We start from the raw sequence: 18,314 nt of genomic DNA, 5'->3' as shown, positions 1-18,314 counted from the left end.
GGGCTGCTTCGGGTTAGCGGGTTACTCGCCCGCCCGACGCGACCCGATCGTCAGCACCAGCCCGCCGACCACCGCGACGACGCCGAGGACCGCGGCGACGATCGGTACGACCCGACCCCAGATCACCAGCGGCGTCGACAGACTCCCGGCCAGATCGGACAACCGGTTCCGGGTGGCGTCGTCGTAGGCGAAGGTCGCCTGCAGATTCGTCAGGCGGAAGTCGGCGAACGCCGGGTCGGGGAGACGATAGGCCTGATCGATGGTGACCCGTTCGTCGAGGATCGTGCCGGTCGAGGTGTCGACCGACAGTTCCCACCGGGAGCTCTGATGCAGGGTCGCGGTGAGTCGCCGCGCCGGATCGCCGCCGACACCGAACCACGACGCCGGACGCGTGATCCGGGTCGGCGGCACGCCGTCGGGCACCCCGGAACGGGTGGCGTCGAGGTCGGTGTCGGGGACCTCGGCGACGAAGCGTTGCGCGCTGCGGCCGTCGACCTGCGCGTCGCCCTGCGGTGTCAGCGGCACCGACCGCCGGGTCGTCGGATCGAAGAAGGTGTGCTCGGCGACGCTCACCCCGAACGGTAGGACGTAGGTGTAGCCGGTGCGATCCGGCGCCGCGACCGGCACCGCGTTGCTGTCGTACTGGATCTCCGAATTGCCCTGCGCCCCGGTGCTGTTGGCGCCCAGATCGGGTGTCGCTGAGCGGCGCGAGAGGGTCACGCGATCCTTGAACGCCGACAACGTCGGATCGGTGCACGCCGACTCACCCGACGCGGGCGGCACCTCGGATCCGGGGCGGGCGGCATCGGCGTCGGCGATGCGGCCGTCGAGCCAGATGCGGTCGCCCTGCACCGACGTGCCCGCCTGCAGGGTGATCACCCGTTTGTCGGCCGGGCGGACCGCGACCACGCGTTGCTGCCGGACCAGCGTGGCCGGCAGCGTACGGGCGGCCGGGGTGTTCAGCGAGCAGCGATCCAGGACGGTGGCAGTCGGAGCGGGCGACCCCGATTCGCTCTCGTCACCGGTCGGGACGCTGGTGGCGACAGTGGTCACGTCGGTCGAGAGCGGGATGAGCTCGAGCTGGCCCACCAGCAGCGTCGGCAGCGCCAGCGCGGCCGCCAGGAGGAATCCGCCGAGGAAGATGATGGTCGGCCCGAGCAGGTCGCGCGTCGACCAGCGGCTCGGGCGGGGGCGGTCGTCGGCGCCGGGCTCGGGCATAACGGCGAGAGTACGCGGTCACCACACCCGCCTCAGGACGGCTACGGTGTTCTCCAGAATGTCCACCCAGCCCACGCCCGATGCCACCACAGTCACCACCCGCATCCCCGAATACCGGCGATTCTTCCCGCAACTCGAGGGCATGCGCGCGGTGGCGGCGTTGGGCGTGTTGACCACCCACGTCGCCTTCCAGACCGGTGTGGTGAGCACGCCGGTGATCGGCCCGATCCTGGGCCGGCTCGATCTCGCCGTCGCCCTGTTCTTCGCGTTGTCAGGGTTTCTGCTGTGGCGCAACTGGGTGGCCGCGGCGCATCGGCAGGCTCGCCCGCCGTCGGTGCGGCGATATCTGCGGCACCGTGTGGTACGCATCTGGCCGGCATACGTGGTGGTCGTCGTCGTGGTGCTGACGCTGCTGCCCGAGGCGCGCGGCGCCGACCTCACCGTCTGGCTCGCCAATCTGACGCTCACCCAGGTGTTCGTGCCGCTGTCGCTGACCGCCGGACTGACCCAAATGTGGAGCCTGTCGGTCGAGGTGGCCTTCTACCTGCTGCTGCCGATCCTCGGGGCCGCGTTGACGTGGTTGCGCGGAGCGCGGGTGAGCGCCCGGGTACCGGCACTGCTGGGTCTCGGCGTGATCAGCCTCGGCTGGGCCTGGGTGGCCCAGGCACTGCCGCTTCCCGACGGAACCGAGCCGACGAACTGGGTGTTCGGCCACCTGCCGTGGTTCGTCGCAGGCCTGGTCATCGCCGAGGTGGCCGGAGCCGCCGACTTCGGTGAGCACTCGAGGATTACTCGCGTCATCGAGCGCATCGGTGCCCGCCGATGGCCGATGCTGGCGCTGTTCGTCGTCTCCTACGGTCTGGCATGCACGCCGATCGCCGGACCCACCGGGCTCGGCGTCCTCGCGCCGTGGCAGTTCGCCGTGAAGATGGCACTCGGCGCGCTGTGCGCATTCGCCCTGCTCGCACCCCTGGTGTGCGAGAAGCCATTCGGGAACTCGCCGCGGGTGCGGGCGCGGTTCCGATTCCTCACCTCACCGGTCATGGCCGCGTTGGGCCGCTGGTCCTACGGCATCTTCATCTGGCACGTCGCGGTGCTCGCCGTGGTGTTCCCGCTCTTCGGGATCGTGCCGTTCTCCGGCAACACGATCCTGGTGTGGTGCCTCACCGCGGTGCTCTCGATCGGGATCTCGGCGGCGAGCTACGCCTTCGTGGAGGAACCGACCCGGGACTGGTTGCGCCGCCGCGAAAGTGCGCGGCGTGCACGCAGTCGCGACACCCAGCGCCGCACCGAGGCCGGCATCGCCGAGGAGATCAGCAGCGACACCGCGACGAACGCCGGCAACTGAACCCACCACGAGAAGCCGTGGTACCCGGTCGTCGCATGCCAGGGCCCCGACGCCAATCCCACCGTGGCGAGCATCATCGCGACGAAGCAGGCGACCACGATCACCCGCGACCGGGCGAGTACGACCGCCGCCCCGGCGAGCACGCTGATCAGCACCGCCCACCATCCGGCGAGCAGCCACGACGCGGCCAGCCAACCGAGCGCGCCCGCACAGCCCACCACCGTACCGCCCACCGGCGCAACGAGAACCGGAGCCGGGGCCGGATGCGCCCGCCGTCGCCACGGAACGAACGCTGCCGCGAAAAGCAGTGCGAGCAAGACGAATCCGACGATCAGCGACCATCGGTAGACGCTGTCCCACCGGAACCTCAACGTCACCGCGCCGGATGCGCCGGCCGGCACCTGCCACCCCTGCTGCCAGCCGTCCACGACGACGGGATCGAGTGTGCGACCGCCCAATTCGGCCACCCACCCGGGATTGGTGCTCTCCGGCACCGACAGAATCCGGGCGGTCGGCGCGGCATCGACGCGCACGCTCCGTGCGGTCGACTGCCACTGCTCGACCCTCGGACGGGTCACGGCACCGGCGGCCGGCGCACCGGGCATCGCGGTGTTGCCCAACCAGGTGGTGTCGACGGTGAACGCCTGCCCCGGATTCACCGACAACTCCTGCTCACCCGCGGGCAGACGGATCGGGGCCGACGAGCACGGGCGGGCCACCACCGGCTCCCCGTCCCGCAACGCGGCGGCGGTGGTGTGTACCGACAGGCCGATCACCTGGCCCGACACCGTGATCCCGATGCCTGCATCGCAGCCGATGTCGATGGGCCTGCTCAGTGGTGGCGCGGCGGGCGGGGCGGGGGAGATCGTGATGTCGGCGATGCCGACCGGTGCGCGACTGGCGAATCCGAGACTGTTGACGTCGAGGAGGTCGGTGCGGTCGAGTATCGTGAGCGTGATGCGATCGGTGACGGCGGGCCGCAGACGGATGACGCCGTCGGCGCCGACGTGGACCCGTTGAGGACCGGTGCCGAGATCCACCGCCACCTCGGTCGGCGCGGCCGGATAGCCGCCGGCGGGCGCGACGATCCGCAGACTCTGCACCTCCTGCGGTGCCGGCAGGGTCAGGGTCAGCGTGGGTTTGTCACCCTTCTTGGTGGGTTCGGCTGCGGTCCATACGGTTCCGGGGTCGCCATCGACGGCGGCCTGGCTCGACCCGCGCGGATCGTTGACCTCCGACGCCCCGGTCGCCCGCACCGTCGTCGGCGTGCGCAGCAACGCGTCGAGTCCGTCCCCGGGTTTGGGTCGCAGCACCACCGCGGGCGTGACGTCGACGCCGTCGGGGACCGAGAGTGCGCGCGTCATCACCCCCGGTGTTTCGGGACTCAACCCCAGACCCGACGCGCACAGCACCCGCGCCGCGGGTGAGCCGTCGTCGGCGCCACCGGGTTGGGTCACACATGTGGAGCGCCCGGAGAGTTCTTGGGTGAGAAGCCATCCCGCCACCGGCGTGCCCGGCGCGACCCGGGGTAGGACGACGCGGTGGCGGATGGTCAGCGGCAGCCCGGACGCCAGATCGATCACCCCGACCTCGCCGAGCGCGAACTGGTTTCCGGCGCTGCCGTCGTCGGTGGCCGAGGCGCGGATCTGCACCCACCGGGTCGGTCCGCTGGGTGCGGTGACCGTCACGGGCTTGCCGGGTTCGAGTCCGGAGGCCACCGTCGACCCGGCCTCGGTGGTCACCACGATCGACGAGACGTCCGGGCCGAGTGCCTTCGCTGTTGTCAGCCGCAGGGCGAGATCGCTTCGCGGACGATCGAAGTCCAGACGCATCCACTGCCCGACCGCCGAGGTGAGACCCGCCGACACCCATGCCGTGGCCGGGTCGCCGTCGAAGGCGGCGGCCGCGGAGTTCGCCGGTGAGGTCTGTCCGGGCTGGATGGCATCGGACGCCGACCCCGATGTCGAGACCCGCACCCCGTTCGGCTGGTTGTCGAGAAGCCACTGCCCTTCGGTGAGTGGTTGTCCGGCAACGGGATAATCCGGAGCCGCGTTCTGCGTCCGGCGCGGATCCCCGGGCGCACGGATGGCCGAGCTATGGTCGTCGACGCGGCCGAAATCGGTCTCGCGGTCGGCCGGGGTGTCGGTGAGGATCACCGGCGCCGACGGCAGGTCTGCGCGTTGCGCGTCGGCCTGCATCAGTGTGGGGCCGGCGGGGGGTTCTCCCAACCGTGCGCGCAGATCCGCCAGTGCGGCAATCGCTTCGGGTCCTCCGGCGACACGCGGCATCGACGCGGTATCGGTCAGTGACGGACCCGTGCCGCCCGCCGCGTCGACCCGGTAGATCTGAATCGCGCGCATCGGTGGGCGTAAACCGTTGTCGCGCAAGACACCCTTGGCGCTGGGTTGGCTCACCAGCGGACCGAACGACGCGGCGCGGGTCAGGCCGGGTGACCCGTCGAGGGCCTGCTGGGCCAGCAACGGACGCGCCGACCGCGAGGTGTCGGGGTCGAGATCGGCGCGTAACACGACGAAGCCGATCCCCTGATCGGCCAGTGTCGCAGCGAGCCCCGGTGACGCCCGCCCGTCGGCCAGATCGCGCTGGACCGAGTCGAGAGCCCGGATCGCTCCCGGCGGCGTCAGCGGGATCGCGTCACGGATGGCCCACGGGGAGTCGGCAAGGGGTTGCAGCGGCTCGTCACGCGTCAGTCCCCACAACTGATCGGCCGATGGTGCGCCCGGAACGACAAGCGCCCGTTGTTCGACGCCGTTCTGGGAGACACCGCCCTGGGATACACCCTCGTGGGCGTGCGCACCGAGCCACGACGCCGTCTGTGTCCAATAGTCCGGGATGGCGCGATACGCGCCGTCGGGGGCGAGTTGACCGGTCCACATCAGCGAGCCGGCGCCGGCCGAGGCGACGAGGACGACCAGCGCCGCGGCCACCGGCCGTGATCGTTGCGGATGTGCGAACGCCCGCAACCACTTTCGGGTCGGCGCCGACCCCGGAAGGGGCACGCGCGCCAACAGGTGCGCGACACCGAGCACCAACGGCAGCCGGACGAACGGCTCGAACTTGTGGACGTTGCGCAGGAATGCGCCCGGGCCGTCGAGGAAGACCCGGACCGGCTCGGCGATCGGTGACCCGAGCCCGCCCGCGTAACCGGTGCACATGAGCAGCAGCCCGATCGTCAGGATCGCGATCCATCGTCGCCGATACGGCATGTGCCGCATGCACAATCCGGCCAATCCGGCGGCGGCCAGGGTGCCGGTAGCCAGAACCGCGGCGGGTTGGGTCACCAGCACGGCGCCCGCCACGCGTTCGGTGGAGACGAACGGTGTCCACGAGCTCGTGCCGCGCAGGACCTCGGTCAGCGACGTCCACTCGGTGGTCACCCTGGAGGATTCGATGAAATCCAGGAACGGTGGCGACACCCGCGACAGGATGAGCAGTGGCACGATCCACCACGCGCACCCCAGTGCCAGCCCGGCCGCCCAGGCAACCCCGAAGCGCCACCACCGGCGCACGTCGGTGCGTACGCACAGCAGAAACCACACGACCGCGACGCCCAATGCCGCGAGCGTGGCGACCGCGTTGACCGCTCCCATCAGCGCGACGGCCACCGCCGAGCGCATCGCGTGCCGCCACACGGGCGCGTCGTCGCGGCGATCCAGCGCACGCACCACCGGCAGCAGCACCCAGGGGGCCAGCATCATCGGCAGTGTTTCCGACGAGATGGAGCCGATCGTCGTCAACACCCGCGGCGACAACACGAAGATCGCCCCGGCCAGCAGCCGTGAGCCCATCGATCCCACGGCCAGCGCCTCGGCGAGACGGACGAGACCGACGAAGCCCACGAACAGGAGCACCGCCCACCAGAGCCGCTGGGTCACCCACGGCGCAAGACCGATCAGCTCACCAGCGGCGTAGAACGCACCGTGCGGGAAGAAATAGCCGTAGGCCTGGTTCTGCACCTGCCCCAGCGGGGCCTGTGGCGTCCACAGGTGCGCGGCCCGCGCGAGGAAGCCGAGCGGGTTGGCGGTGAGGTCGAGCTTGGTGTCGGCGGCGGTCAGGCCTGGCGACTGCAGGAACGAGACGACCAGCGCGACGAGCGCGGCGACCGCCACACCGCGGCGGTCGAGCGTGCGCTGCGCGGCCGGGTCGCTCGAGCTCACTGCGGCCGGGTCGCTCGAGCTCACTGCGGCCGGGTCGCTCGAGGTCACTGGCTGTCGCCGGAGCCACCCCGTGATCCGTAGTCCACCGAGCCCTGCACGAAGCCGCTGTTCGGATTGATGTTGTTCAGGTCCGTCGACGGGCTCGTCTGCGCCGACAGGACCCCGCCGAGGAGCACCGCGCCGAGTCCGACCAGGATGCCGGCAACTCCGGCGACGGCTCCGGCAATCAGGCGGTTGTTGCGCATGGTGGCCAAACTACCATCGGCGCGCAGAGCGCTCGCGTGAGCGCGCGGGACGCCTCGCCGTGCCCGCGTTCAGTCGGCAACCAGCCGGGACCCGTCCAAGCGACTGAATCGGCCGAACCGCCGGGCCAGTCCGTAGAGCTCGTCGGCCGCCTCGCGTTGGCGGCGGATGACGTACCGGCCGGGGGCGATCCCGCTCGCGCCGTGCTCGGGATGCAGCAGGTAGGCGACCGACGACGCGTCGACGACGCCGAGGGTCAAGCCGTCGCCATCGATGAACCATCGCCCGGTCCAGGTGAACTCTCCGTCGGCGAGCAGGGTGTGCGGGTTGCCGCCGCCGGCGCCACGGAGGATCTCGATGCCTGTCGGCGGCACTGGTGTGGGCGTCGTCGGCGCCCCCGACCGCGTCTCGGCGGCGGCGACCATGCGCCACGGGACCACGAGGAGGTCACCCTGCGCCTGCAGCCCGGCGGTGACCGGGATGGTGAGTGCGGTGTCGAGGTGATCGAGGACGCCGAGACCACTCTGCTCGGTGAGTTCGGCGAGGGTGGTGGTGGCCGATGCTGTCGAAGTCATGTGTGTGTCTCCCATGTGTTCTGGTGCGGTGGTGTGTTCCGGTGCGGTGGTATGCGGGATGCGCCTCAGGTTCGGCGGACGAGTTGGGCGTAGTCGTCGGCGTCGAGGCCGTAGGTCCAGGCCGCGGCGGTCAGAGCGGTGGGCACCCAGCCGGGCACGTGGATGCCGTAGCGTCGGCGCCGGCCATCGCGTTCCCGGGAACCATTGGTCACCAACAGGATTCGTTGATTGGTCCGCCATTGGCGGGGGCTGGCGTACAGCGCGAGGGTGGCCGCCTCGTTACCGGGATCGTCGGATTCGTCGATCAGTCGCATCCCGGCATCGTCGATCCATCGATCCCAGCCGATGCGTTCGATCGCGGTGCGGCGGATCTCGATGTTGCGTTCGGCGGCGATGCGTTCGGGTGTCGGATCGTCGATCACCCAGTGCGGCACGATCGTTCCGTGAACGGCATGCACAGCACAGCCGTCGGCGTAGGCGACGGCGGGACCGTCGTCGCGATGGAGGCGCCGTGTGCCGTGCGGGCTGTGCGGGATGGGTTCGGTGTCGACGGAGATCGGCCGTTCGGCCAGGACGCAGACGTCGTCGAATGCCCACCACCATCCGGCGGAAACCGCCAGCGCCGTGGTGATCTCGAGGAGTTCGACCTCGTCCGGCGGCAGCCGCGCCAACCCCAATCGATAGGCGACGAGCCCGAACGCGCTGCGATGCGCCTCATGCTGACCGAACCACGTGCCGACGCCGGGCATCACCGGCAGCGTCGACTTGATGGGACGGCCGATGTTGTCGAAGAGGCTGGTGCGCAACGAGTCCCGGATGGCTGCCCGGACGACGTCGGGCACCTCGGCCCCGCCCTCGAGTGCCTCCGCCGGGCTCAGGGTCTGTGTGCGTCCGGCCTGTGCGCGTCCGGGGGTCACGCGCCGATTCGGAAAGACGGGTGACAGCCGGTCGAGACGCTTCTCGACGGCGTCGCGTGAGCGTGCCAGCATCGCGGCGATCCGATTGGGGGCGTCGTCACGTCCGGGTGCGGTCGTGGTGTCGAACTTCTCGATCTGGATACACCGCACCGCCGCGTGTGGCGAGGCCATCCAGATGAATTGAGGGGGAGGGTGTTTGGCGATCCGGTACAGTTCCGAGATCGCGGCTTCGGTAGTGGTGCGATCGGCCCGCCGGCTGTCGAGTCCGTGCTCGAGCCAGGCCTCGCGGGTATCGGTCAGGTAGCCGGCGATCGCCGACGAATCCGAGCCGTCAGGTGGTGGCGGTGGAAAACGATTGCTGGACAGTATCGTTCGGTGGTCGACGCCGACGGGGTCGACCGGCACGGGGCTCACGCGAGGGAGGCGGTGGCCGCCTTTCCGGTAGTCATGACCATCAAGGATGGCACCATCGGCGCGCGAGCGCAAGGCGTACGTCGGGTCACGGCGACACCGGAGGTTGCTTGTCGCACTTGGCCGGAACGATGAACACCGGTCGGTGGCAGTGCTTCAGCACGCGGCCGGCCACGCTGGATCGCAGTAGTGCCTTGAGTCCGGAGTCGCCGCGGGTACCCGTCACCAACAGGTCGACGTCGAGGGCATCGGCGGCGGCGACCAGCGCACCCCACACCGTCGACTCCACCTCCACCAGGGTCCCGGTCGCATCGAGGCCCGCGTCCCGCGCCATCTCGACGCCCCGCGTGTTGATCTCGGCGGCTTCCGCGCGCAGGGCGTCGTCGACGTCGAGTTCGAGGGGCGAGGTGTCGACGAAGGGCTGGATGCCGGCCGAGAGACTCGACAGCCGGGCCGGATTGAGCGTGCCCGGCTGCCAGGCCGTGACCACGTGCGCGGTCGTCGCCCGCAGGAAGTGGGCGGCGTAGGTGATGGCCCGCTCGGAGTTGGCGCCGCCGTCGAACGCGATCATCACCGACTGGGGGACCGGACCGGAATGGGACTGGGACACCGAAGAGGACGGGGACACGGATTCAGCGGGGGCGGAGTCGATCCGCGCACCCTGCTCCCGGTGTCGAGAGTCCATTGCCCAAGAGTACATGCAACACTCGTGCCATGGGCCCAACTCGACGACGCCGTTTTCGCCAGGTTCGTGACCTGATCGCGCTGGTGGCGGTGACCAGTATCGCCGTGGTCGGCTGCGGCACCGATTCCTCCTCGTCGGCCGCGCAGACATCGTCGAGCGCGCCCTCGTCGGCGTCGACCCGCTCGTCCCCGCCGGCGTCGACGAGTGCCGCGGCGCCCATCGGCTGCGGTGCGGCGACGCTGGCGAAGATGTCGCTGCGACAGAAGTTGGGACAGTCGATCGTCGTCGGCGTGACCGGAACCGACGACGCGCTGTCGTTGGTCAAACGGGAGCCGGTGGGCGGCATCTTCATCGGCAGTTGGACCGACAAATCGCTCCTCACCGACCAGGGCGCCCTCGAGAAGGTCACCGCAGCCTCGTCGATCCCGCTGATGGTCAGCGTCGACCAGGAAGGCGGTCGCGTCTCCCGGTTGTCCTCGCTCGGTATCGACAGCCCGTCGGCGCGTGAACTCGCGCGCACCAAGACACCCGAGCAGGTCCGTGCCCTCGCGGCGAGTGAGGGCAAGAAGATGCGGGCGTTGGGTATCACCGTGGACTTCGCCCCCGACGCCGACGTCAGCGACGAACCCGACGACGCGGTCATCGGTGACCGCTCGTTCTCCGACGACCCGGCCACGGTGGCCCGATACGCCCAGGCGTTCGCCGAGGGACTTCAATCCGCCGGAGTCATGCCGGTGTTCAAACACTTCCCGGGGCACGGGCACGGTTCGGGTGACTCCCACCTCGGTGTCGTGCGCACACCGCCGCTCACGCAACTCGAGCGCAGCGACCTCGTCCCCTACAAGACGCTGCTGGCGAATCCGGGGAATGCGGCGGTGATGGTCGGGCATCTGATCGTGCCCGGACTGACCGTCGGTGACACGCCGGCGAGCCTGAGCGTCAACGCCATGCGCATGCTGCGGACCGGACAACCGTACGGCGGTCCGGCCTTCGACGGCGTCGTCTTCTCCGACGACCTGTCCGGGATGGGCGCCATCACCCAGCGCTACCCGCTGCCGCAGGCGGTGCAACGCTTCCTCGTCGCCGGCGGCGACATCGCCCTGTGGATCACCACCGACAAGGTGACCGCCGTCCTCAACAGCCTCGAGTCCGCCGTCCGGTCCGGACAACTGAGCCAGTCGCGCGTCGACGAGTCGGTCGTCCGCATCCTCAAGGCCAAGGGGCAGCTACGGTGCTGATGACCCGTCGGAGGAGAGCGGGGTGAATCCGCATGACTGATCCCCACCCGCCGCATCGGCCACCGCCACCACGTCCGCGCGTTGCCGTCACCCCGTTGGCGCAGCCTCCGGTCGCACGCACGCGTCGCACGCATCTGGTCGTCGGGCTCGCCGTGCTCGAGGTGGTCTTGCTGGTCGCCACGGCGGTGGTGGTGATGATGTCGCGTGACGCGCTGACCGCTGCCCTGCGCGCCGATCTCGCGGCCGACAATCAGGGGGCCAGTGCCGCCGACATCTCCACCACGGTGTCCGTTGCGCTGCTGGTCGCCGCGGGTGTGGCGGCGCTGGCCGTCATCGCGGCGGTCCTCGGTGTACTGCTGCTGCGCCAGGGCGGCAAAGCAGCTCGGCCCCTGCTACTCGGTTCGGCGGTCCTCGTGACGGTGCTGGCGGTCGCGTGGATCGTGACGACGAATTCGCTGCCCGCCGATACCGATACGGTTCTGCCGATGGCGTGGGTGTCGCGCTATCTGCCGTCGGCGGCGGCGCTCGCCGGAGTTCTGGCCGGTGTGCTGGCCCTCATTCCGGACGGCGGTGCGACCCTGCGTTGAGCGTCGCGCCGGTGGCCCGGCTGATGGGCGGGCCGATCGACGGGTCCGGCCGTCCGAGGTCGGCCAGGATGCCCTCGGCGCTGCGCACTGCCACCGTGGCCGCGTCGACGACCTGCGGGTCGGCCAGCGGATGTGCCGCCCGTGTCCGCCACCGGGCGGCCGCGGCAATTGCCGCCTCGCGCACCTCATTCGGGGTGGCGTCGTGCGCAAGTCCCAGGCGCACAGTCGGATACACGCCGCGGTCGCCGACGAGTCGGCTCAACTCGTCGAGTGTCTCGGGGGGCAGACCGATCTGTCCGGCCCGCACGGCCCCGATCAACCGCAATTCGCGGAAGCCGTGGGTGTCGGCGAGTGCCCGGCGCACCGACGAACGCAGTTGGGCCGCTACCGGTCCCGGGGTGCCTGCGAGGATTCCGTCGAGGGTGCGCAGCGCCGAATGCGACTTGAGCTGCCAGGCCCGCTGACCGAATTGCACGGTGATCAGGGAACTGAGGTCCGAGAGACCGCTGCGCGCGAGCAACTCCGCCGACAGCGCCGACGACGTCGTCGTCCCGAACCGGATCAAGGTCACCGCCAGCCGGATACCGAAGACCCCCAGCCGGTCGGCCAGGGCCTGCCGCGCCTGCGGGTCGATGGTGGGCAGGATGTCCGGGCGGGTGAATCGGTCCATGCTCAGTAGTGCTGACTCCAGATCGTCGGCGGACACCGAGGCCAGTGCGAGCAGCGCCCGGAACTCCCTCTCCCGCAACGTCTGTGCCCCCAGCGCCAGCAGCCCGGACACCGGCAGGACCGAGTGGCACAGGCCGGTGCGGGTGAGTTCGCCGGTCAGCCGTGCGGCGATCTCCTGCGCCGACAGCATCGCATCCACCCGCCCGGCGCCGAGCTCGTCGGCACGGGACACCACCCCGACGACCCCGAGCGGGCCGGCCGAGGAGCCCATGGCCGCGGTGATCCGCCGCAGCATGGCGGAGTCGGCGGCGGTGAGGGTGCGCAGCAGATAGATGACCGCATCCACCCGAGGTCGCCCGTCCTCGGGCGCGAGAAGACGTTCGGTGGACGCCGACAGGTCCGACGACAACGACGCCAGCCCCGGGGTGTCGACCAGGGCGCGATGCTCCAGCGCCCGGGTCGGCCAGGTGACCTCGATGCGATCGATGCGATCGGCGGTCAACGTCCCGAGGTCGAAGCCGAGCCGGCCGTCGATGCGGGTCACCGGAACCGCAACGGCGGCACCGTCATCGACGCACGCGGTGACCGACGCCGTACGGCCCCGGCGATACCAGGTGACCACTCGCGTGCACTCGGTGGCGTCGGTCGGTGCGATGTCCTGCCCGACCAGCGCATTGAGCAGCGTGGACTTGCCCGCCTTCAGTGATCCGGTGAGTGCGATCCGCAAGGGCGCGTGGAGTTGTCGTTCACACTCCTCGATCCGATCGAGGGCGCGTCGATCGCCGGCCACGGTCGTGCGTGCGGCCGCGATGAGGTCGGGGGCCGCCGGAGTGCGGCCGGGTACGGGACTCATCAGGCGGCCGGTCCGGTGATCTGGTTTCCGATGATCTCCTCGGCCGCGCGCCGCAGCGCCGCCACCGCCGACAACTCGCTCTCCAGCGTCGCCACCCGGGCGGCGCGCTCGGAATCCTCCAGTGCCGCCGCCGATTGCGCGGCGCTCAGCGACTCGTTGATCGAGCGGGCCGCCTGTTCGGCGATCTCGGCGAAGTGATCGCGCAGGATGCGCTGCATCGTGCGCAGCCGATCACGGGACTCCTTGCCGACCTGGAAGCTGACGTCGTCGGTGAACGAGCGCACCACCACCTTGGCCTTGTTGCGGCGATCGGCGAGTCGCGCCTGCTTGTCGTCACGATAGGCCTTGCTGCCCAACAACAGTCCCGCACCCACCGACACGGGATTGATCAGCGCCATCCCCATCATGGTGGAGATCAGTCCGAACATCAGCACACCGCCGTAGGAGCCACGCATCCCGACGATCAGCTTCTGGGTGATCGACATCGACGACGTGTTGGGTGCGCTGAGCTCGGTGACGGAATCGAGGATGCCGTCGACGCCGGCGATGTCGATGGCCGGCAGATCGGCGTACCCGGCCTCGGCGAAGTGCTCGGCGAGCCGCTCGGCCAGCCACACCGAGCGTTCGTGTGCCCACACGAAATTGTCGCCGACCGCGGTCGCGGTCTGGTCGATCAGCCACTCCGACAACCGGTCCCAGTCCTTCTCCGGATCGCCGTCGTCGATGGCGCGCTCGGCCTCCCGGGTCACCGCGCGCAGCCGGTCCCGCAGATCGTGATCGATGTCGGCGGCCAGGTCGGAGATCCCGTCGGTGAGGGTCTGCTGCCAGTGCGAGGACGACCGGCGCAGTCCCTCGGCCTTGGCCCGGGCCTCCCGCAGGCCTCGCACCGCGCGGTCGGCGGTCTCCGGATTCTTCAGTGCCGCAAGCTCACTGCCCAAGGTGAGCGCCAGGTGCTCGGAGACGGTCCGCAGGTCGGTGCCGGCGGCGGCGCGTGCAGATCGGCGCGCCGAGGGCACCACGGTTTCCCGGAGATACCGATAGAGGTCGGCGAAACCCGCCTCGGCGTTGAGTTGTTCGTCGCCGAGACGCAGGGCATGGGCGCGCATCGTCGACGAGACGGGAAGAAGTGGGATGTCGATGTCGGCGGCCCGCAGGTGGGCGCGGTCGGCGTCGGCGATCCGACGCCAATGCGGGTAGAGGTCGGTCTTGGTGAGCAGACAGGCCACGGTCGGGCACAGATCGACCACCTGACGCAGAAAGGCCATCTCGGGTGCGGTGAACTCCTGGCTGGCGTCGGTCACCATGAACACCGCGTCGGCGGCCGCGACCATGCCGAGAGTCGTTGCCGCGTACGGGTGTCCATGACCCCCGACGCCCGGGGTATCGATCACGACGAGTCCGTCGGCCAGCAGTGGTCCGGGCGCGGTGATCTCCAGCCGCATCACCTCGCGTCCCTGGGTGTGGGCGCTGGTGGGGGTGACGGAGGTGACCTCGTCGAAGGGAATCGGGATCGGCTGGTCGGTGCCGGCGACCACCAGGTGGGCGGCGGGCTGCTCGGCGTGGGAGATCAGCGTGGGCACGGCGGTGCTCTCGTCGTCGCCCACCGCGCAGACGCCCAGGTTCAGCAGCGCGTTGACGAACTGGCTCTTGCCCTGTTTGAGGTTGCCCACGACGACGATGCGCAATCGGGGATCGGAGAGTCGGGCGTGGGCGCCCTGGAGGCGGGCGGTCAGGTCGTCGCGCTGTGTCTGTGCCGCCAGGGTCGCGGCCCGAGCGATGAGATCGGAGATCGTCGATCCGGTGGGGCGAAGATCGGAGGAAGCGGGCGCGGCGCTCTGCGGCGTGGGTGCTTTCGGCGTGTTGTCTTGTGGCGCGGCCGGATACATGGCCTGTTGCTCGGCGGATGTGTGCGACATGGTGCTCCCACGGTAGCCCGACCGGTGCCGCTGGGTCGCGGCATCGCGGTGAGAAAGCGAAGACCCTTTCCCTGCCCGCGGCTCCGGTCACGCGGGCAGGGAAAGGGCAGGGGGGATGTGGTCGGCGATCCCCGAGGGAATCACCGACCACCATCTCCTCGGCGGCGCGAGCCGTGAGGCCACGCGCGACGGTGGACGTCGTCGTCAGCCGCCGAGAAGTCCTTCGTGGCCCCCGATGCCGTGACCGGCATCGGGATGCGGGGTCGTGGAGTCGGTGCCGGGGTCCGCGCCGGTCAGGCCACCGCCGAGGCCGCTCTCGAGGCCTCCCGTCAGGCCCGAGGTGAGATCGCCGGTGGCGTGGGTGGTGGCGTCGAGGGTGTGGCCGAGCGAGTTGCCCGCGCCTGCGGAACCCGTTGCGCCGGAATCGGTTGCACCGGTGCCCAAGCCACCGGCCGCCAGGCCCGTCGAGCCCGGTTCGGTGGTGCCCGGATCGGCGCCCGTTCCCACGCCCAGACCGTTGGCGCCGACCTGGGCGATCGATCCGAGTGCGCCATGGCCGCTCTCGGTGACGGTGCCCTCGGTGGTCGTCGTGTTCTGCAGGCCGGAGAGTGCGGTACCGACGAGACCGTGGCCGCCGATCGAACCGCCGGCGTCCCCGCCGGTCAGGTCGCCGAGGTGGGAGTCGATCTCGCCACCGAGCCCGCCTGCGGCCGCGCCGCCTCCGCCGAGGCCCAGTCCACCGGTCAGGTCATTGCCGACGTGGGTGAGTTCGGTTCCGAGGTGGTGACCCGCGTCGGGTGCGGTCGTCAGGCCCAGTCCGAGGTCGGGCGTGTGGGTCAGGTCGGTCGAGAGCCCCAGACCGCCGGTTAGATCCGAGCCGGCGCCGGCAAGGCCGTCGGCGATCGCCGCGGTCTGCAGGGCAGCGCTGCCGCCGGCAGTGATCGCGCCGCTGCCGACGATGCCGTTCTGGCCGAGTGCCAGGGCGGGTTGGGCGACGGTGACGAGGTCGGCGTCGACAATCCGATCGATACCGCCGCCGGCCTCGAGCGTCGAGGTGAGGCCCGCGGTGATCGACCCGGCCTGGCCGGTGTCGAGGTTCAGGGCACCGCCGAGCGCGGAGGTCAGCGAGGTACCGAGATCGGCGCCGTCGACGAGCGAGCCGGCGACGGCGCCGCCGAGGTCACCACCGAGGGCCGAACCGAGGACGGCGCCGAACGATCCGCCGAGTGCCGAGCCGATCTCGCCGCCACCGCCGAGTGCGGAGGACAGCGCGCCGGACAGCTCGCCGGTCGTCGCGGTGAGCGCCGCGGAGTCGAGGCCCCCGATCAGTCCACCCCCGATCGCTCCGCCCCCGGCGAGTTGCCCACCGAGAGCGGCGTCGAGGGCGCCCCCGAGTTGCCCGATCAGTGCGCCGTCGACGCCGAGAGCGGTGCCCAGGTCGGCCGCGAGGACCTGCCCCAGCGTGGCTTGTGCTGCACCACTGAGGCTTCCGTCGATGCCGGTGGCCGCGGCGAGCATCCCGCCGAGTGACCCGCCGAGCGCGGCGGCGAGGTCGCCGCCGAGTCCGCCGACCGCGCCGAGTTCGGTCGCCAGCCCACCGGCCAGCCCCCCGGCAAGTCCGCCGTCGAGCAACGCCGACAGCTGCGCGCCGCCCAGCCCGGCAGTGTCGAGCACGCCGGCCAGAGCGCCGCCGAGATCGAGAGCGGTGGACGCGCCGAGCGCCGAGCCGATCGTGGCGCCGAGAGTCGAGTTCAGGGTGGCACCGAGAGCGGTGTCGAGGCCCGCGCCGGTGGCGAGGAGACCGCTCAAGGTTCCGTCGGCGTCGATTCCACCGGCGAGCGCGGCTCCCAACGCGGCACCGAGGTCACCGGCGACGGCACCGCCTGTGCCCAGGGTCGAGGCCAGGCTCGCTCCGAGAGCGGCGCCCAGGTCGGTGTGAGCCTCGAGAGCTGTCGCGAGTCCACCGGAGAGGGCCGTGGAGATGCCGCCGGAAAGGGCGGAGTCGAGTGCGGCCGTCAGTCCGGCGCCGCCCGCGCCACCGATCCCGAGTGCCGCGGTCAGTGCTGCCGATATCGCGGTGCCTGCCCCGGCGCCCGCGGTCAACGCGATGCCACCGGCGGCGGCCGCACTGCCGGCCAGCGCGGCGCCCAGCGCACCGCCGAGCCCGGCGGCCACCGAGCCGCCGGCGGCCAGGCCGGTCGCGAGCGCACCAGACAGCGTGGTGGTCAGCTCGCCGGCGAGGGAGGCGACGGCGCCGGCGTCGAGAAGTCCGGTCAGTTCGGCACCGACCCCGCCCGCTGCGGCGAATGTGCCGGTCAGTGCGGTGCTCAGGGCGGCCGACGCGCCTGCACCGAGGTCCAGGACGCCCGAGAGACTCGCACCGAGTGCGGTGGCGGCGTCCAGGCCTGCGGTCAGTCCGGCCGCGAAGTCGGCTCCGAGGGCTCCGCCCGCGCCGAGTGCGGCACCGAGGGTGGCACCCAGTGAGGCGGCGAACGCTCCGGCGACCTGGCCGCCCGCGGAGAGGCCGGCCGACAGCACGGCGCCGAGTTCGGCCCCGCCGGCGCCCGCGAGTCCGGCACCGACGGACAGCACCGCCGAGAGCGAGGACGACAATTGGGCGGCGAGCTCGCCGCCGAAGCCCAGCGAACCGATCAGCGCCGCGGCCAGTTGGCCGCCGATCTCGGCCCCGCCGCCGAGTGCGCCCCCGACCAGTGCATCACCGCCGAGCAGGAGATCGAATGCGCCGCCGAGTGCGGCACCCAGTTGTCCGGCCACCGCGCCGCCCGCTCCGACCCCTGCGGCCAGCGTCGCCGCGAGCCCGACCGCGAGTTGTCCGGCAAGGTCGAGCTCGGCGAACGCGATGCCACCGAGATCGACTGCGGTCAAGGCGAATCCGGACAGATCGGCACCGACGATCCCGATGCCGCCGAGGACGCTGCCGAAGTCGATGGAGCCGAGCGAGAACCCGCCGACGTTCACACCGCCCAGTCCGACACCGCCCAGCCCGACACCGCCCAGCCCGACACCGCCCAGCCCGATACCGCCCAGTGCTGCGCCGCCGAGGCCCAGTCCGGCGAGCGCCCCGCCGCCGAGGCCCAGGCCCCCGAGTGCCCCGCCGCCGATACCCAGTCCGCCGAGCGCCCCGCCGCCCACAACACCGCCGGCGCCGACCGCGCCGCCGGCACCGGCGATCGCGCCGAGTGCTCCACCGGCGCCGCCGCCGGCAACCAGCGGCGCCGCAGCGGCGACCTCGGCCGGGGTGACCCCGCTCAATCCGGCCGCGGCGAGCACGGTCTGCGGCGATCGGCAATACCCCTCAAGGGCTTCGTCGTCGCGCAACAGCCCCAGGATGAAGTCGAGAACGGCATTGTTGCTGCTCATGGGAAGTCTCCTCAAATGACATGCGGTGGATGATGACCACGCTATGGGGGCCGCCGGGCCGGCACATCGGGGAAAAATCCCCCCTTCGCCGCCGTGCC

General features: G+C 71.1%; 11 protein-coding genes and 1 pseudogene. 3 read left to right on the top strand and 9 right to left on the bottom strand.

Annotated elements, in window-relative coordinates; translation table 11 throughout:
- Positions 1 to 21 precede the first annotated feature (21 nt).
- A complete protein-coding gene (locus P3L18_RS14435; RefSeq protein ID WP_276114436.1) occupies positions 22 to 1,218 on the bottom strand; it encodes a DUF3068 domain-containing protein in 1,197 nt (398 codons plus the stop codon).
- On the opposite strand from P3L18_RS14435, the pseudogene P3L18_RS14430 reads away from it, so the two are divergent.
- Positions 1,142 to 2,407 (top strand): annotated as a pseudogene (locus P3L18_RS14430) (acyltransferase); the annotation flags it as partial. The gene P3L18_RS14435 and the pseudogene P3L18_RS14430 overlap by 77 nt on opposite strands.
- A gap of 11 nt (positions 2,408 to 2,418) precedes the next feature.
- On the opposite strand, the gene P3L18_RS28435 reads toward P3L18_RS14430, so the two are convergent.
- The 5 genes from P3L18_RS28435 to P3L18_RS14405 form a co-directional block, all read right to left on the bottom strand.
- The gene (locus P3L18_RS28435) at positions 2,419 to 6,741 is read right to left on the bottom strand and encodes an alpha-(1->3)-arabinofuranosyltransferase (RefSeq protein WP_346348432.1); all 4,323 of its coding nucleotides are present in this window, start codon (positions 6,739 to 6,741) and stop codon (positions 2,419 to 2,421) included.
- Positions 6,742 to 6,785: 44 nt separating this feature from the next.
- A complete protein-coding gene (locus P3L18_RS14420) occupies positions 6,786 to 6,986 on the bottom strand; it encodes a DUF2613 domain-containing protein (RefSeq protein ID WP_006369416.1) in 201 nt (66 codons plus the stop codon).
- Between the two features lie 69 nt (positions 6,987 to 7,055).
- Complete coding sequence (locus P3L18_RS14415; RefSeq protein WP_276114434.1) at positions 7,056 to 7,559, bottom strand: hypothetical protein; 504 nt, start codon at positions 7,557 to 7,559, stop codon at positions 7,056 to 7,058.
- A 65-nt stretch (positions 7,560 to 7,624) separates the two neighbouring features.
- A complete protein-coding gene (locus P3L18_RS14410) occupies positions 7,625 to 8,890 on the bottom strand; it encodes a DUF6745 domain-containing protein (RefSeq protein ID WP_276114433.1) in 1,266 nt (421 codons plus the stop codon).
- An 85-nt stretch (positions 8,891 to 8,975) separates the two neighbouring features.
- Positions 8,976 to 9,572, bottom strand: coding sequence for a universal stress protein (locus tag P3L18_RS14405; protein ID WP_276114432.1), 597 nt, complete (start codon positions 9,570 to 9,572; stop codon positions 8,976 to 8,978).
- A gap of 29 nt (positions 9,573 to 9,601) precedes the next feature.
- Between P3L18_RS14405 and P3L18_RS14400 the strand changes: the two genes are divergently transcribed.
- Together P3L18_RS14400 and P3L18_RS14395 are read left to right on the top strand one after the other, a co-directional pair.
- The gene (locus P3L18_RS14400; protein ID WP_276114431.1) at positions 9,602 to 10,810 is read left to right on the top strand and encodes a glycoside hydrolase family 3 protein; all 1,209 of its coding nucleotides are present in this window, start codon (positions 9,602 to 9,604) and stop codon (positions 10,808 to 10,810) included.
- 32 nt (positions 10,811 to 10,842) lie between these two features.
- Positions 10,843 to 11,397 (top strand): hypothetical protein, encoded by a 555-nt coding sequence (locus P3L18_RS14395; RefSeq protein WP_276114430.1) that lies wholly within the window; start codon positions 10,843 to 10,845, stop codon positions 11,395 to 11,397.
- Here the strand turns inward: P3L18_RS14395 and P3L18_RS14390 are convergent.
- The 3 genes from P3L18_RS14390 to P3L18_RS14380 all read right to left on the bottom strand — a co-directional run bounded on the left by P3L18_RS14390 (position 11,366) and on the right by P3L18_RS14380 (position 18,216).
- Positions 11,366 to 12,919: a dynamin family protein gene (locus P3L18_RS14390; RefSeq protein WP_079931369.1), complete on the bottom strand. Its 1,554-nt coding sequence runs from the start codon at positions 12,917 to 12,919 to the stop codon at positions 11,366 to 11,368. The two genes, P3L18_RS14395 and P3L18_RS14390, sit on opposite strands and share 32 nt — an antisense overlap.
- The gene (locus P3L18_RS14385; RefSeq protein ID WP_276114429.1) at positions 12,919 to 14,835 is read right to left on the bottom strand and encodes a dynamin family protein; all 1,917 of its coding nucleotides are present in this window, start codon (positions 14,833 to 14,835) and stop codon (positions 12,919 to 12,921) included. Before P3L18_RS14385 ends, P3L18_RS14390 begins: the two co-directional genes overlap by 1 nt.
- 204 nt (positions 14,836 to 15,039) lie before the next feature.
- The gene (locus tag P3L18_RS14380) at positions 15,040 to 18,216 is read right to left on the bottom strand and encodes an IniB N-terminal domain-containing protein (protein ID WP_276114428.1); all 3,177 of its coding nucleotides are present in this window, start codon (positions 18,214 to 18,216) and stop codon (positions 15,040 to 15,042) included.
- Positions 18,217 to 18,314 lie beyond the last annotated feature (98 nt).

Origin of the sequence: Gordonia sp. N1V (assembly GCF_029269935.1) — a bacterium.
Classification (GTDB): domain Bacteria; phylum Actinomycetota; class Actinomycetes; order Mycobacteriales; family Mycobacteriaceae; genus Gordonia; species Gordonia polyisoprenivorans.
This window is presented reverse-complemented; position numbering and strand designations above follow the sequence as displayed.